The sequence below is a fragment of the Paenibacillus sp. J22P51 genome (assembly GCF_059692215.1).
This window is the reverse complement of the sequence record NZ_JCAUAZ010000017.1, coordinates 14753-29774: the sequence shown is the minus strand read 5'-3', so window position 1 is coordinate 29774 and position 15022 is coordinate 14753. Positions and strand designations below refer to the sequence as shown.

Sequence of the window (15022 nt, the reverse complement as noted above, 5' to 3'; positions counted from 1 at the left end):
CTAGCCACATTAAATTTCATTTGGCGCTTGTAATCCGATCAGCTTTAAACCATTACGCAATGTGATTTGAACGCATGCGACCAAGGCAAGACGAGCTTCACGCAGTTGTGTGTCATCAACAAGGATGTAACATGCGTGATAGAAGCGATTGAACGCTTGAGCGAGATCAATGAGATAACGCGAGACAATCGAAGGCTCCAGCTTCACCATCGCCTGTTCAACACGTTCTGTGAAGAGATAGAGCATTTTAATAACCGCGATGGCTTCTTTATTTTCGAGAAAGGTACCGTCCAGCTCCGATGCTTGTAAGTCATGACCGACTACCTGTTGAGCTTTTCTCAACACACTGCATGTTCTTGCGTACGTATACTGCACGTAGGGACCCGTTTCACCATCAAAATTAAGTGCTTCTTCCCAATTGAAATCAATATCTTTGATACGATTCGCACTTAAATCGTTAAAAATAACAGCACCAACCCCAACTTGCTGGGCAACTTGTTCTTTATTCGCCAAGCTCGGGTTTCTAGCTTCGATGACGCCCCTAATTTTCTGAATGGCTTGCATCAGCAAGCTTTCCAACTTAATCACATTGCCTTTACGTGTCGATAAGGTCCCTCCCTCAATACTCACACGGCCAAAAGCAACATGTTCAAGCTTGGATGCCCACGTGTAGTCCATTAATTCAACAACCTTAAACCATTGCTGAAAATGAAGATTCTGTGCATAGTCGGTCACATAAATCAGCTTGGCGAAATCATACTTTTCCGCTCTATAGATAGCTGCTGTTAGATCACGCGTATGGTAGAGGGAACTTCCATCCTTTTTCAGCATTAAGGCAGGCGCCATGCCGAAAGGATCCAAACGCACTAACCAAGCGCCATCGTCTTCCTCGAGTAGTTGCTTCTCTTTCAGCTCCAGAATAACGGGCTCCATTTTGTCATTGTAGAAACTTTCACCTTGATAAGCATCAAATTGGACGCCTAACAGCTTATAAATCTTTTGGAATTCTGTGATGCTTATGTCTACGAACCACTGCCACAAAGCAAGTGCTTCTTGATCTCCTTGCTCCATTTTCGTAAACCAAGCACGAGCTTGATCCTCTAAAGAAGGATCCTTCTCTGCCTCCTCATGGAATTTGACATAAAGCTGGAGAAGCTCATCAATGGCACCGCTAGTTACTGCTTCCTTACTTCCCCACTGCTTATAGGCAACAATCAGTTTCCCGAACTGTGTCCCCCAATCACCCAAATGGTTAATCCCCACACAGTTGTATCCTAAGAAAGAATGGATTTGATACAAGGCATTTCCGATCACCGTGGACCTTAGATGGCCAACATGAAAGGGCTTTGCAATGTTCGGAGAAGAGTAATCGATAACCACCGTGCTGCCTTGCCCTAGATTTTGCGATCCATATTGTTCGCCAGCTTGAATAATATGCTTAACCAGTGATTCCGCAAAGTGTGCCTTCTTGATATAAATGTTCAGATATCCTGATACGGATTCCATATAGTCGATTTCTTCATCTTGGAGCGCTGCTTTCAACTCATCAGCAATGACTTGCGGTGGTTTACTAAGCGATTTACTCAGTCGAAAACAGGGTAATGTTACATCTCCTTTTTCCGGACTCGATGGGTATTCCATCCAAGCAGCAATTTCCTGTGCGTCGATACCAGCGAGTAATGATGAGATTCTCACAGCAAAATAATGCTTAACATTTATCATGGTATTCCACTCCTTTTTTTGAAAATATAAAAAGCCCCCGTCTCTAATAAAGAGACGAGAGCTGAAGATTCCCGCGGTACCACTCTAAGTGTTAAACGTGTCGTTTAACCCCTCTGTTTCGTAACGGTCGACAGACCGGATTTACCTACTCCATTTCGGCAAACCATTTCCTGGGTCCGTTTCATTCGTAACATCCGTACCGGCTTACACTGACCCGGCTCGCTGTGACTGTCTGTTAGGAATTACTGTCCCATTCATCAATATTTCGATATGAATTTTTGAATATCTTACAAGGGATTCGGGGGAATGTCAAGGGTAATCAAGGATAATCCGCTTATTCACGCTTGATTGCAACCCACACTGTCCCAGGCATCGCCCACGCGAAGAAGCGCTCGGATTCGTACTTTTAACGCCCTTTTGGGGCGTTAAAGGCATCCCGCGCGCGTATAAGCGCTCGGATTCCTACTTTTAACGCCCTTTTTGGGCGTTAAGGCTTCAGCCATTCCATAAACTCGAGTCGATTGCCGAACGGATCATTCACGTAGAAACGTTGGATGCCTTCCTCCGATCGTGCATCATCATCTATAACATGTACGTTGTATCGAGACAAGTGATCTCGTAATGCATCAATACTTTGAACTTGAAATGCTGGATGTGCTTTTGTTGCAGGGGTGAAATCCTTTTGAACACCGATGTGTACCTGATGATTTCCGCATTGAAACCAAACACCACCACGTTGCCTCAAGATTTCAGGTTTTGGGATCTCATCCCAACCTAGTATTTCAGCAAAAAATTGTCTCGCAGCCAATTCACAACCTTCAGGCGCAGCTAGTTGAATGTGGTCAATCCCTAGAAATTGAAATGACATTGTAGTGATCTCCTCTCACGATGTTTCATTACATGAAACTCAGTTTCATTATACTTGTATTATAAGTGGTATCCCTTTATATGTAAATTTAATTTTCAACAAGACGCAGTACAGCACGACAATGATATTCAGAAAGGTCCCTCGCAAATTGTTGATTAGGAAATCCCCTTTGCAACAGCTTTAAACCGCCACAAGTCAAAGAAATATGATGATGAAATCGATAAAATTGCATGCGATTAAGATCCAACGTTTCATTTCGTAAATAACGATAATACTCCCCGAATCGAAACTCTAAAAAACTGTGCTCATGCTCTAGGTCATAGAACTCAGCCCCTTCGATATCAATCAAATATGGTTCTAGGTTCTCATTTATTAACATATGATCCGGTCCTAGTTCCCCATGGATAAAGGTATATCGCTTTCTAGATTCAATTTTCGATTCAAGCTCATACAATTTATCGAGAATCCTATTATGCTTTGGCTTTAAGACATCTATATATTGGCATACATATGCTAAATCGTTCTTGGCATTGTTGATTTGCAGATGATGACATTTACCTGATTGGGCTCGATTATCTTGATTCACTTTTCCAAAAGTGTCCCTGACGTTTCCATGCAAACTTGTCAACATATCTCCAATCCGTTGAAACACCGTATCTCGAACTTGTATATCAGGATCGTGGAAATAGATTTCCGCTTTTTGACCCTCTATATATTCAACAAAAGCAAAGTCAAATGGATAGCGTGTCCTTGTCTTATCAAGCTTATATAATGCAGGAGTTTGAATCCCATGTTGTAGTAAAAACTTATTATTTACTTCAAACAAATCCGCTCCAAAGCTTTGCTCATGAATTCCCGATCTTTCTATTTCTTCACGAAAAAAATTCATAGTGAGATCCCATACATATACAACGCATGAAAATCCATTCTTACAATCCAACTTATAGACGACCTTTTGCGCACCACCGTGCATGCTGGAAACTTTAGAGATCAAATAACTAGATCCAAATATAGTTGTCACATAATCCTGTAAATCAACATGATCAAAATAATTGGTGTAATCCATTGAACAACGCTCCATTCCTAGAATTGCCGGCAACCCAACTATATGGTTAATTTAGGAAAAAGTATAGACTGTTTATTTCATATCGTTTATGATGTTGAATAAGGTCTTTCTAAAAATACACATACAAAAATCCATTGGGACTTCCAATGGATTTTTTCTTTCTGGTTAATATAGTACCCCTAATGAATCTTGCCCTGCAAATACTTCCGGATTCATCTCGTGTTGTATTCTTCATATTTAAATCCTATGTATCCAAAGCATAGGTCAGGTTCAAATTGCTCATACTATCGCGTAGGTGATGGTTAATGTTGGATAAAGCGATATATACGCCACGAAGTCAAGTCATGGAGAAGTTGGGGGTCTGTCAGGATCTTCATCATCAAAACATAGTCATATGCGGATTGCAGCTTGAGCTATTCGCTCTTTCCAGCTTGGTTGACATTGCGGGAACTCTTCGTCGTCTCATTGACATAGATCAAGAAGGACTATGTTCATGGGAAACCCTGCAACTGAAGCTGGGCTCAGAAGAAGCTCCTCCGCACGAGGACATTGCTCAAGGTATTCTTGAGGGCCGTACCCTACTTTTACAGGATGGTTTGAAAGCAGCATGGATGCAATCTGTGCCACAGAAGCTTACACGCTCGGTTACGAATCCACAAAATCAGAATATACTAGGATCTTCTCTAACAGGCTTTATCGAAGATCATATGACCAATCTTGGCTTGATTCGTAATGAACTTCGATCTTCCTATCTGCAGCAAGCACATGTGACCGTTGGAACCATTCACAAGAAAAGAATGATTCTACTTTCCCTAGAAGGTGCAGTTGATTCAGCAGCTTTCTTGGAATCAGAATCAGCTCTGCGTGCTCATAGCAGTGAGGATTTTACATCCCTTAGGCAAATTACGAAGTGGCTTTGCAAAAAGCCGATATGGAGTCCTATCCCCTCTTTTATAAAAACGGAATCGCCTCATGAAACGGTTTACTTCATTAAGCAAGGAAGAATCGTTCTTCTGATTGAGGGCTACGCCGAAGCGATTGTTATTCCCGTGCATCTCCCCGACTTATTTATGTCGGATACAGATCGAGATTATCCAATTGCACTCACATCCATGCTCGTTTTCTTTAGAATCCTTGGTTCGATTATTGCGATCACTGCCCCTGCTGCTTATGTCGCCTTGCTGTCAGTGAATCCAGATGTTATGAAGCTAGAATTGATATATTCTCTTGCCAAGAGCCGCGTTGGTGTTCCTTATCCGACCATTACTGAAGCGCTGATTCTATTGTTCATTATTGATATGCTGCTCGAAGCCATTATCCGATTGCCCAAAAGTATCGGGCCCGCCATGACCATGGTAGGAGGAATTATACTCGGACAAGCAGTCGTCGAAGCCAATCTAGTAAGCAATCTGTTGATCATTGTGTTAGCAGCGTCAACTATCGCTAATTTTACCATTATCGGCTATCATTTCGCGTTAGCTGTTCGAATATGGCGGTATCTCATGCTGTTCTTCGCAACGTTATTTGGTCCCATGGGTATCGTATGTGGGTTATTTTTGCTTCTTTCTTTAGTAGGCTCCTCAACCGTATTGAGTAAGCCTCTCGTTTCTATGCCGCAAACGGAAGGTAGGAAGAGTTCAGAATGAATCAAGGGATCAGTTTCGCTGTTCTATACATCGTTCTACAATACGGACTGCTTATGTTTATTTATCCCCAAAGCATCATTCAGTCACAAGTATCCGGCCACTGGGTCATCATACTGATCGGTTGGCTGGTTCAAGGAGGCTTGCTTCGCTTACTTATTGGTGGATTCCATAAGGGTAACGAAAATCTGTTAACTTCCTTCATTAAAGCTGGGAAATGCTTCCGCATCTTGCTTGTCTGGCCATTAATCGCGGGAAATATGTTTGCCATTACGATCATTATTCGCGGACAATCCCAAATCGTCAGCACGCTATTTCTACCTGAAACACCTCGATGGATTTTGATGGCCTTATTACTAATAACAGCCGTAAGTGTTTCTTATGCAGGACGCGATTCACTCTTGCGACTCGCCTTACTTCTTGGGATTTTCGGATTGCCACTGCTTCTATTATCACTTTCTGCTACATTCTCAAATGTTAGTTTTCACTTGCTATTACCACTTCAACCGAAATTTACATTTCTATTTGATCCTGGCATTTTACCCTTATTGTTCGTTTTCTCACATGTTATTGGTTTAATCGGTTTTTTCGGACCGATTTCTTTGGATGGCAGAAAATGGATCTGGGGAGCATGGGCTTTTTCCTTGCTTTTTTTGCTGCTTTACGTGTACCTCCCTCTTGGTGTCTTCGGTCGTGAAGTGGCTGTACATTTGCGATTCCCGTTAATAACCGTCATGGATTCGGTCAGAGTTAATTGGTTTTTCTTCGATCGGATATCACTGCTATATATCATGGCTACCATGTTCAGCACGCTGCTGAACATAAGTGGACTTCTCTGGCTCACAAGACAGCTTACCACTAGTTCTTCAGTCGTCGCCAAGCTTTTTACGAATCCATTAATGACTGGCCTGATTGCGATCAGCTTAGCTCTATTTATTTCGGATTGGAGGATGTTGGAGAAGATTTTAGATTGGGGAGGCATGTACCGTCTTGGCTTGATATTTGCTGTTGCGCTAGTTGGAGTACTTCTGCGAGGACGAATGAAGCTTGGGAGATGAATGGATGCGTATGTTTTTACGTTATAGGCTATGTTTAGTCGTGGTTTGGATCGGATGCGGATTGCTCCTAAGTGGTTGTTGGGATAGCCATGATATCAATCTTAGAGCAATGCCCGTTATTATGGGTGTTGCCAAAGGTCAATCTCATCGCTATGAAGTTACCCTTCAAATACCGATACCTGTTGAGAAGAGTTTATCGATTAAAACCATTTCCCAAGAGGCTAATACGATTAGCGAAGCTGTCGACAACTTGAAAATAAACATAGAGAATTACGTTGACTTGTTAAACGTGGAATTGTTAGTTGTCCAGCAATCGCTAGCTGAAGCAGGTTTGGAAGAAGAACTAAATTATGCAATCCGTTCCAGAGACTTATCCCCCAAAGCATTATTAGCGATTACCGATGCCGATATGAAAGAGCTATTGTCTAATACGAAGAATGCCGTAATGAATGACGTTACAACTTTTTTTAAATATTCCGATCGAAGAGCTGGCTGGAACCCCAAAACATCGACAACAAGTATTTGGGAAGCCTTCAGTTCCACAAAATCATATACGAAAGACCACCTTTTACCGATTATTCGACCAGGCAAAGAAACTGTTCTTTCCTTTGCCGGATCAGCTGTCATGCGTAGAGGAAAAATGATAACGCGATTGAGCAAAGAAGATACGCTGCTAATAAATATAGAGTTAAATAATTACCATGGTGCAGCAGTTGAAGTACTAGAAGATGCGAATCTGATACTGGAATCTGCGAGAATGCGTTGGACTTCCAAGCTAACCAAGGAAGGTCCTACACTTGAGGGCAAGCTATTTGTGCATTCTTCACTAAGTGAGACGAAGATAAAGACCACGAAGGAAGAGTTAGTTTCCAAACTTCAAGCGCATATGACGAATCACCTTAATCAGTTAACGAAGAAGCTTCAACAGAGCGGCAGCGACCCCATTGGCTTTGGCAATTACTTCCGAGGCAAGATTCCCTTTGACAAACTAGAATTTTGGCGCAGCGAATATTATCCAAACTTAAACGTAACCTATCAAGTGATCGTTGTAATAGATAGCGTAGGGAATTTGGAGCTAGAGGAATAAGGCTTTCTTTGACACTAGAGATCACCAATATAATAAGCAAACACTTGTTCAATCGGTTTAAAATACAAATGTCCATCCTCTTTCCATGGCTGAAAATGCAAGTCCATTCGTGAATCGTTCCAGTTCTCGGGGGTCCCCTTGGTATTCAAACGCCCCTTTACAACAGGTTCCTCTATGACCTTTGGAAATTCCTGATAACCAAATAAGAGATTCTCATGCATCGCAATAATTTCATATTTGTCCCCATAGAAAGCCCGCTCTTCCTGCAGCTGATAATGGTAATAGATATAACTGCTCATCATCTCAGGCTTCAAATGGGCAACCCTCCCTACCCGAGTCACAACAGGGTCTTTTCTTAACCAGTGTTCATAACTGGCTGGCTCATTAAAGTGAAACACATCAATCATACGTATCCACTTCCGAAGACTTTCTTGTCCCGGCCATTCTTTTAAAAAGGGTACCGCGGCCCCTGCGATCTCATCAGGTGACACCTCTCGGTTCAAACACTCATAATAAAGGAATACATGATTTCGCCAACTGAAAGCTGCAGCAGTCATTAGTTCTCCTTGTTTTACCAGCTTTTGTGCTTGTTCGTTTAACACCAAGGTCTTCAAGCCAACAGCCTCTTGTCCAGTTTGCCACTCGGCCCGATACATCCATCTTGTAATCATCTATGACTCTCCTTTGACTAATCGTATTAATTTGATCTACTGGCTCTTTTTTTGCCTACATTGATTAGTTTAATAATAGGAAGTTTATTCACTAGTTATCAATGCAAATCTATTGATTTGAATGCAAAAAATAACCGTGCTAAAATTCGTACAGTATTGACAAGGTGGTGAATGGACTTATCGGTACAACTACGGTTACCTTCAATAAATCTCTTAAGCTGATCGTTGCCCTGATAACTGCCCTTGCAGGCGGATACTTGTTCAACCTCTTGCACATCCCCATTCCTTGGCTGCTCAGCCTCGCTCCAGGTGGCATGGATCAGATGGGGATTATTGCCCACGAAATTAATGCGAATTTATCCGTCGTTGTCGGCTATCAATTATTTCGTACATTTTTCATTTTCTTTGCTGTGCCACCACTCTTGCGCATAATATTCAAATACAGCGCTGCTAAAAGCGTGATCAAAAATAGCCCATCCTGATCAAGGAGTGGGCTATTTTACGATTTCAATCTTTTACACGGTAGGCTTGCTCATGATACTCAGTAATGTAAGTGAATAATTGTCTCCCATCTTGCTGTTGGAACTCACCTAATCTTAAGTACATTGCCCGATAAGTTTCTGGGACCCAAATGTAAGTATGTACATACTCGGTCAAAAGAAATCCGGCCTTTTGCCAGAATCGAATCCGTTCCTCATTTTCCGTGCTAGCTTCAGCCTCCACCTCAATGACGATGCCTCGGCAGCCCTCGTTTTCTGCCCAATTTCGAACGTCACGCATACACGCCAAACCCACACCTTTACCACGCTGCGCTTGGCGAACCGCGATATAGTCGATAATTAGGAGTTTGGCCTTCTGATTCCATGCAGTCAAAGCCATAGCAACCACATCTGAACCATCGCTCCATGTGTGCAGCACACAAATTCCTCTTTCAAACATGCTGCGAATCAGAGCTCGATTCTTTCTTCCATGTTTAGGAAAGGCTGCGTTATATACTTCCTCTGCTTTCAGCCACAGAGCTTCATCCCATATTGTTGTTATTTCATAAACCATCCACTTCGTACTCCCCTAGAGCAAATTCTACCGCATTTTCAGCATGAATTTTCGTAGCCTCAGAAAAACTATTTACTTTATCATAACAGAAGTCTATCCCTGTGATAAATTCAGCACTCTTTATGCTTGATTATGCAACTTTTTCCTTTTTTTGGCGTTTAATTGAATGTTCCTACTTTCGTAATAAAGGAGAATTAACTTCAATGAGACGTAAATCAATTGCAGGTTTAGCTGCGATTCTATGTGCGGCAATGGTTATCATTCCTCTCCCTCTTACCGATGTGCACGCTAACGAGCTGCCCGTTGGAACGGTTGTCGGTAAAGTGGTTACAACAGATATTCGCGCATTCGTAAATGGAGCTGCCATCCGATCGATGAATATCGACGGAAAAACCGCTATTTATGTGGAAGATTTGCGCAAACATGGCTTTCACATCGCTTGGGAACCGAACAAGCGACAAGTCTCCATTTTCCCAGACAATAACGAATTAGAAGCTTCGAGTGACTATCCTGACCACGGCTTTACCGAGGTAGGGGTTGGCAACAAAATCGCTGACGTGCTCTCAACCAATATTCATACTTTTGCCCTAGGCAAAGAGATTCCTTCCTACAATGTAGACGGCAAAACGGCCGTGTTCCTGCAAGATCTTACCCCTCTTCTTGGCGGACTCGAATGGAACGAACAATTACACACAGCCTCCTTCCTCTCGGATACCAACTTGACTACTGATCCGTTGGCAGCCCAAAGTGTCGAATACCCCTTACAGGTAGAACAAATATCGAGCAATCGCATGTCCATTCAGTTTCAGGATGACGGACTTTTCGTTGGAGATGACCTCATTGGGTTCGGTCAAGACGGAAGAGCGATGCTCTCATTATCGAAAATGGCACAATTACTTAACTATCAGACGGAACCCAAAGATAACGGGCTTTATTTGTATGACAAAACTTATGGATTTCACATAAATCCAAACCTCGATACAGTCAGTTTGTACTGGTTTAATGGTAAAACCAACGAGGAAAAATTGACCTTTCCTACCATATCGCGTAAGGGGGAACTCTACGTGTCCGAGTATGATCTGAAGCAATTATTCGGATATTCTGGTATCTGGCATTCGGATACTAGACAACTGGACATTGATTATGCCCATTTCAATGTGAAGGATTTCGGCGTTTCAGCGCATACGAACAACTATTGGTACGCGTTAAAAGGGCTGTTCTTTGGACCAAGTACGATGGAAATGCCGAATCTTACGATGTCCGTTACTAGGGACGGCACTAAGTCCGGAGGTAACTCTTCTACATCGTTAATGGAACAAACATCAGCAACTGGGTCACCGGTATACCAATTTTCATCCGCGGTGCAGCATGACTTAGGTGACAATGAAATCCAGATCGTGTATCACATCGGCAAACGAATTTTGTATAGTAACACCTTCGTCAATACCCTTACACCTACCCTGCTGAATCCCGTTATCAATTACAGTGATTTGTCGACTGGATTGGGCAGCTTCAGTTCGATCACCTTGGCGTCGCCAGAAAACGGCTTGATTCAGACAAATAGCGGCAAGATAGAGCTTAGGGGAACCGTACTCCGAGCACAAGGAACGGGTCTACACGCTGTGATCGAAAAGGAGGACAGTGGCGGCTGGATTGAACCGGAGACAGCGTCAATCCCTTTTGAAGATGCGCAATTTACTGCACCACTACCACTTCTTCATGGAATTGGACGATATCGAGTTACACTTCGCTCTGATTTGTCCATTCCAGCTCCACGTCAATACAATCCCTACATCGATGTTGCCCGTTTTTATGTCGATTACAGAGAGAGCCTCCCCCGTATTCTCGGCATGCAAGGTTCGGAAGGCTTCAGTTGGCGCGACGGGAAGCTGCTGCAAACCTCGGATAAGGGGCAAACATGGGATGTCTTTATACCTGATGGAATCGGCGAGAAGGATCGCTTGATTGCAGCAGATTTTAACAATCCAAGTTGGGGCTATGCATTTTACCTCACAGATGCACAACAACCAAAGCTCATTGCCACCCATCCCCTATATGACGGAGGCTGGGAAACCGGGGCGCTGCCAACGCTTGAGACTTGGGAAACTTCTTCTGATGTAACGCCGTTCTTAGCCAATCTTTACTATGACCCTGCTTATGTCATGCTGACCTCTTCACCTGCGGCAGGACAAATGTTGAAATCGCTGTACCGAACCGACGACCGAGGTAAAACCTGGATACGAATAGGTAATCTAAACGCAGGCATAGGCGGATACCCAACTGGCATCAGCTATCGCAAGGCGAAGGAAGGTTGGATTACCGCGATGAACCGTGGACAAAATGAGATTCCGCTTTACCGCACACAGGATGGCGGCCAAACCTGGTCTCTTCAACATGTCGACATCCCCGTCGATCTGCAGAGTGGCTACGTCAACGCCTATCCCCCCGTTTTCGATCAGGAAAGCGATTATCACGCTATTTTCATCGCCGAGTTCGTACAGGACAGTAAGAAAACATATGTGTTCTATGAATCCAGAGACGCCGGCGAGACATGGACACCTCTTCCTTATCGACTAGATGACGTGCAAGACATTCCGGTGTTGCACTTCGATGACTTGCTCATGGGCAGAGCGATTTCTCAGGACGGCAAAACCATCTACACAATGGATACCTATAACCATACAAATTGGCAAACAATCAAGTCTAATATTTCATTGCAAAATGCTACGCAATTTTACCTTCGTACGGCTGGTTACGGTTGGGTGCTTTTGAACGGCAGCGTCTTAGTCACGAATGATGGTGGAAGAACATGGGACGAACCGGAACGAAAATAGTCAATGAGTAGAAACGACAAAGCTGCCGCTCTATGAGAGTCGGCAGCTTTTAAATCTAATGAATACAATCAAAAAACAAATGTTACCGCATTTTCTTCTCCATCATGGCTTTGATCTCATGTACGAGCCCAATCGAAGCTTCGATTTCAACTTTTCGTGTGGAGACACTTTCAACGCTGCACCCGATTGGAATCCCTTTTTCCAGGCCGAATTCGAAAATTTCTTCAAATATTCGCTTGGAAACCGCTACTGATTTATCCAAGACATCATTAGAGTATTTTAAATCATTTTCCAACCATTTCGGTATGCTAATCCCTAGCCATTTCATAAATTCCAGAGTTTTTGTGGATCCGCAAGGCGCAATATTCATTAATATCGGCACCATGTCTAGTTTATTTTCTTTACAGTGATAGTAATAATCAGATAAGAAGTTTTTCGATGCTTCCACATTATAGGTTGCCTGAGAAATGAAAAACCGACTTCCGCTCGCTATTTTACTAACCATTCTAAGATGCTCGTCATCTTTTTTCATGTGTCTTTCAGGAATGACGACTGCGCCTAAAGTTAGCTTATCATTCAGCTTTTTGCTTAACTCATAAGCTTCTGGCAGCCCCATACTTACTTCTTGCTTACTGGAAGATGCCCCGACAAAGACGGAAAACCGATCTTCATCTAGATCAGCTTTAATCCATTCAGACAATTGTTCCTCTGTATATTTGCCAACACACCGATAGATAATTTTCGGGATATTTAATTCCGCTAAATACTTCTTACTGTAAGTAGTCGGGTCAACCGTTTGCAAATAAGGAAAAGGCCGATTTTGATCAATCCGATCACTTTCCTCCTGCACATCATAGAGAATTAAGCCATCTATTTGAAGCTTCTGGAGCCGTTCACATTGCTTTTGTGAAATCTCAGCCATTTTCTCTAGCGATTGCGTTTCCTTAGGAGGCGTCATCCCGTAGGTCATGATCCCTGTTTCTCTTCTAACTATTTTGTCTTTTAGCATATGCGTCACAACCTTATCTTCCTAATATCCGAAAAAGAGAAATCACAGTTAGCTACTCGGTATTCTATATTTTCGACCCCAATTAGCGAATTCCTTTCCTATCGATACGATCATCAAACGAACTTTCCTCTCAAAAAAGCCAAGCTAGCAGCAAAATCCTTCTCTGGATCTTCAATTTTACACTCTGCTGAAATCATCCCAGTGTAGCCTGAAGCCTTCAATGCCGTAACAAATTGATCGTACGGATACTGCCCTGTCCCCGGCGACAATCGTCCTGTATCGGCAAGATGAATGTGCTGAAGCCAATCTTTATTTTCGATGAGGGTATGTAACTGATCCTGCTCTTCATCCATATGATAGAAATCTGCCAAAATCCGAATGGACGGATGGTTTACTTGTTTGGCAAACATAGCCGCTTCCGAGACTGTGTTAATGACGTTCGATTCCTTGTCATTCAATGGCTCAATAGCTAAATTAACACCTGTTCCTTGGAACTCCTCACCGATCAATGCTAGTAGTTGTAGAAGCTGTTGCTCTGCACGATTTCGCTCCCAGCCATCCGGAATATGACGCGCTTTCCCGCTTCCTAGTACGGCTGTCTTGGCTCCGATCTTATTTAAAGCGTTTGCAGCTTTGTGGACATAACGTCGTATTCGTTCCTCATCCGCTTCTGGACCCACTACTTTCAAGTCTCCCGGAAAAAATATGTTGAACGCCTGTACCGGAAGCGGACTGTTCAAGTACAAGGGAAGCTTAGCCGCGAAATCTGCTTCATCTTCTAAATTTAATGATACGAGCGCACATTCAATATAGTCAAAGCCCAGTTGTTGAAGTCTTTCGGCATCCTGAATTCCACTGCACCATCCAAATGTGTACATGAACATTCCTCCCAATCGTTATATCAACTCCAATATAACAAAATATCCCAACAATTAGGATCATGAATTTATCCAAAACCATGGTTATTTTATATAAACTGTCGTATTTAAACGAAAAGAAGAGCTGCCTTATGGCAGCCCTTCAAACCAACTAGCAATTATGTATTCTTTTTAACGTGCATTCGAATCCGCTTGTGAAATCCCTACAATCGTTCCACTAGGATCCGTAAAATAAGCCAGGTAGCCCATACCAGGCATACTCATTTTCGGAACAACAATCGTTCCTCCATTCGAAGTAACTGCTGTTAAATAATTATCGATCGAAGTAACCTCAATGGAATTAATGGTTCGGGTCAAGCCATCAGGTGACTTCAATAATCCCCCATCAATGCCTGGAACATCACTGCTTCCGGTTTTAATAAACCAATAATCTTGCGGTCCTGGAAACTTCGTGAATTCCCAATTAAAAGTTCGCGTATAGAACTCAATGAGTTGATTAGGATCTGCTGCCTGCATTTCAAATCTTAAAATCCTGCTCATAACAACACCTCCTTTTCTTCATTTTATCAATTGAGTCGCTGTTCCGCAAAACCCATCCTACACATCGAATAATCGAAGCTCGTCTGCTGAATTTTATCACATAGATCCCACAAATTGTCTATGACTCGAACCTCCACATTTCTTCTAAATAGCTCACCGAACAAATCTCGTATTTCAATACGATGTATAGGAACTTGTGATTTCTCACTCACATAGTACCCCGCACTAGGATCTTGCGAATAAAAATCTGACGAATCAAATTCGTATACATATAACGTTGTATTCTTCATGATCTCAAACCACTTATGCTCAATCGCCACGACATGATTCGTTGAACTCGATGAAATAAAGTGCCTTTTATCCTCATCTGTGGTTGCTGAGTGACAATGATAGGTGACTCTCGGACAATTCCGAGGTGTTAGGAAATTGGGCAAGCACTTCTCATTGATCGCCCATACCAACCCTTTCTCCGGGTCCAGATCTTTTCTTGTGGGAATTCTAGGGTTGAAAATAGGAATGTCTTTTTCTTCGCTGACGTGAAATAACTTCACTTCTGCTCCCCCTTAATAACTTCAACTAGACAATAGCACCTG

Annotated in this window: 14 protein-coding genes and 1 other annotated feature; of the genes, 5 read left to right on the top strand and 9 right to left on the bottom strand. The window is 42.7% G+C overall.

The features are described from left to right. Positions 1–9: 9 nt before the first annotated feature. The 3 genes from argS to AC58QC_RS25680 all read right to left on the bottom strand — a co-directional run bounded on the left by argS (position 10) and on the right by AC58QC_RS25680 (position 3656). Positions 10–1719 (bottom strand): arginine--tRNA ligase, encoded by a 1710-nt coding sequence (gene argS / locus AC58QC_RS25690; protein ID WP_497417977.1) that lies wholly within the window; start codon positions 1717–1719, stop codon positions 10–12. A 50-nt stretch (positions 1720–1769) separates the two neighbouring features. Beyond that, positions 1770–1989, bottom strand: a binding site (T-box leader). Between the two features lie 220 nt (positions 1990–2209). Beyond that, positions 2210–2590 carry a VOC family protein gene (locus AC58QC_RS25685; RefSeq protein WP_497417893.1) on the bottom strand — a complete coding sequence of 127 codons (381 nt, stop codon included), beginning with the start codon at positions 2588–2590 and terminating at the stop codon, positions 2210–2212. An 88-nt stretch (positions 2591–2678) separates the two neighbouring features. Next, positions 2679–3656 carry a phosphotransferase family protein gene (locus AC58QC_RS25680; RefSeq protein ID WP_497417892.1) on the bottom strand — a complete coding sequence of 326 codons (978 nt, stop codon included), beginning with the start codon at positions 3654–3656 and terminating at the stop codon, positions 2679–2681. Positions 3657–3961: 305 nt separating this feature from the next. Between AC58QC_RS25680 and AC58QC_RS25675 the strand changes: the two genes are divergently transcribed. From AC58QC_RS25675 to AC58QC_RS25665, 3 genes are read left to right on the top strand one after another with little or no spacing between them, the layout of a single operon-like run. Then, positions 3962–5302, top strand: coding sequence for a spore germination protein (locus tag AC58QC_RS25675; RefSeq protein WP_497417891.1), 1341 nt, complete (start codon positions 3962–3964; stop codon positions 5300–5302). Continuing rightward, complete coding sequence (locus AC58QC_RS25670; RefSeq protein ID WP_497417890.1) at positions 5299–6357, top strand: GerAB/ArcD/ProY family transporter; 1059 nt, start codon at positions 5299–5301, stop codon at positions 6355–6357. The genes AC58QC_RS25675 and AC58QC_RS25670 overlap by 4 nt, the downstream gene beginning before the upstream one ends. Before the next feature lie 4 nt (positions 6358–6361). Then, complete coding sequence (locus AC58QC_RS25665) at positions 6362–7444, top strand: Ger(x)C family spore germination protein (RefSeq protein WP_497417889.1); 1083 nt, start codon at positions 6362–6364, stop codon at positions 7442–7444. A gap of 14 nt (positions 7445–7458) precedes the next feature. On the opposite strand, the gene AC58QC_RS25660 is transcribed toward AC58QC_RS25665, so the two are convergent. Then, positions 7459–8115: a hypothetical protein gene (locus tag AC58QC_RS25660; protein WP_497417888.1), complete on the bottom strand. Its 657-nt coding sequence runs from the start codon at positions 8113–8115 to the stop codon at positions 7459–7461. Positions 8116–8279: 164 nt separating this feature from the next. On the opposite strand from AC58QC_RS25660, the gene AC58QC_RS25655 reads away from it, so the two are divergent. After that, a complete protein-coding gene (locus tag AC58QC_RS25655; protein ID WP_497417887.1) occupies positions 8280–8597 on the top strand; it encodes an AbrB family transcriptional regulator in 318 nt (105 codons plus the stop codon). 25 nt (positions 8598–8622) lie between these two features. Here the strand turns inward: AC58QC_RS25655 and AC58QC_RS25650 are convergent, their stop codons facing one another. Beyond that, positions 8623–9168, bottom strand: coding sequence for a GNAT family N-acetyltransferase (locus tag AC58QC_RS25650; protein WP_497417886.1), 546 nt, complete (start codon positions 9166–9168; stop codon positions 8623–8625). A 203-nt stretch (positions 9169–9371) separates the two neighbouring features. Here AC58QC_RS25650 and AC58QC_RS25645 point away from each other — a divergent pair, with 203 nt between their 5' ends. Then, positions 9372–12002: a WD40/YVTN/BNR-like repeat-containing protein gene (locus AC58QC_RS25645; protein WP_497417885.1), complete on the top strand. Its 2631-nt coding sequence runs from the start codon at positions 9372–9374 to the stop codon at positions 12000–12002. Between the two features lie 82 nt (positions 12003–12084). On the opposite strand, the gene AC58QC_RS25640 is transcribed toward AC58QC_RS25645, so the two are convergent. The 4 genes from AC58QC_RS25640 to AC58QC_RS25625 form a co-directional block, all read right to left on the bottom strand. Continuing rightward, positions 12085–13011 carry a methylenetetrahydrofolate reductase gene (locus tag AC58QC_RS25640; RefSeq protein WP_497417976.1) on the bottom strand — a complete coding sequence of 309 codons (927 nt, stop codon included), beginning with the start codon at positions 13009–13011 and terminating at the stop codon, positions 12085–12087. A 113-nt stretch (positions 13012–13124) separates the two neighbouring features. Then, a complete protein-coding gene (locus tag AC58QC_RS25635; RefSeq protein ID WP_497417884.1) occupies positions 13125–13889 on the bottom strand; it encodes a sugar phosphate isomerase/epimerase family protein in 765 nt (254 codons plus the stop codon). A gap of 171 nt (positions 13890–14060) precedes the next feature. Continuing rightward, the gene (locus tag AC58QC_RS25630; RefSeq protein ID WP_497417883.1) at positions 14061–14429 is read right to left on the bottom strand and encodes a VOC family protein; all 369 of its coding nucleotides are present in this window, start codon (positions 14427–14429) and stop codon (positions 14061–14063) included. 26 nt (positions 14430–14455) lie between these two features. Next, positions 14456–14980: a DUF6886 family protein gene (locus tag AC58QC_RS25625; RefSeq protein WP_497417882.1), complete on the bottom strand. Its 525-nt coding sequence runs from the start codon at positions 14978–14980 to the stop codon at positions 14456–14458. Between the last annotated feature and the right edge of the window lie 42 nt (positions 14981–15022).

Bases quoted from the DNA above. Each gene is read 5' to 3' on its own strand.
- AC58QC_RS25685 (WP_497417893.1), bottom strand. From the start codon at position 2,590: ATGTCATTTCAATTTCTAGGGATTGACCACATTCAACTAGCTGCGCCT.
- AC58QC_RS25680 (WP_497417892.1), bottom strand. From the start codon at position 3,656: ATGGATTACACCAATTATTTTGATCATGTTGATTTACAGGATTATGTG.
- AC58QC_RS25675 (WP_497417891.1), top strand. From the start codon at position 3,962: ATGTTGGATAAAGCGATATATACGCCACGAAGTCAAGTCATGGAGAAG.
- AC58QC_RS25670 (WP_497417890.1), top strand. From the start codon at position 5,299: ATGAATCAAGGGATCAGTTTCGCTGTTCTATACATCGTTCTACAATAC.
- AC58QC_RS25665 (WP_497417889.1), top strand. From the start codon at position 6,362: ATGCGTATGTTTTTACGTTATAGGCTATGTTTAGTCGTGGTTTGGATC.
- AC58QC_RS25660 (WP_497417888.1), bottom strand. From the start codon at position 8,115: ATGATTACAAGATGGATGTATCGGGCCGAGTGGCAAACTGGACAAGAG.
- AC58QC_RS25650 (WP_497417886.1), bottom strand. From the start codon at position 9,168: ATGGTTTATGAAATAACAACAATATGGGATGAAGCTCTGTGGCTGAAA.
- AC58QC_RS25645 (WP_497417885.1), top strand. From the start codon at position 9,372: ATGAGACGTAAATCAATTGCAGGTTTAGCTGCGATTCTATGTGCGGCA.
- AC58QC_RS25640 (WP_497417976.1), bottom strand. From the start codon at position 13,011: ATGCTAAAAGACAAAATAGTTAGAAGAGAAACAGGGATCATGACCTAC.
- AC58QC_RS25635 (WP_497417884.1), bottom strand. From the start codon at position 13,889: ATGTACACATTTGGATGGTGCAGTGGAATTCAGGATGCCGAAAGACTT.
- AC58QC_RS25630 (WP_497417883.1), bottom strand. From the start codon at position 14,429: ATGAGCAGGATTTTAAGATTTGAAATGCAGGCAGCAGATCCTAATCAA.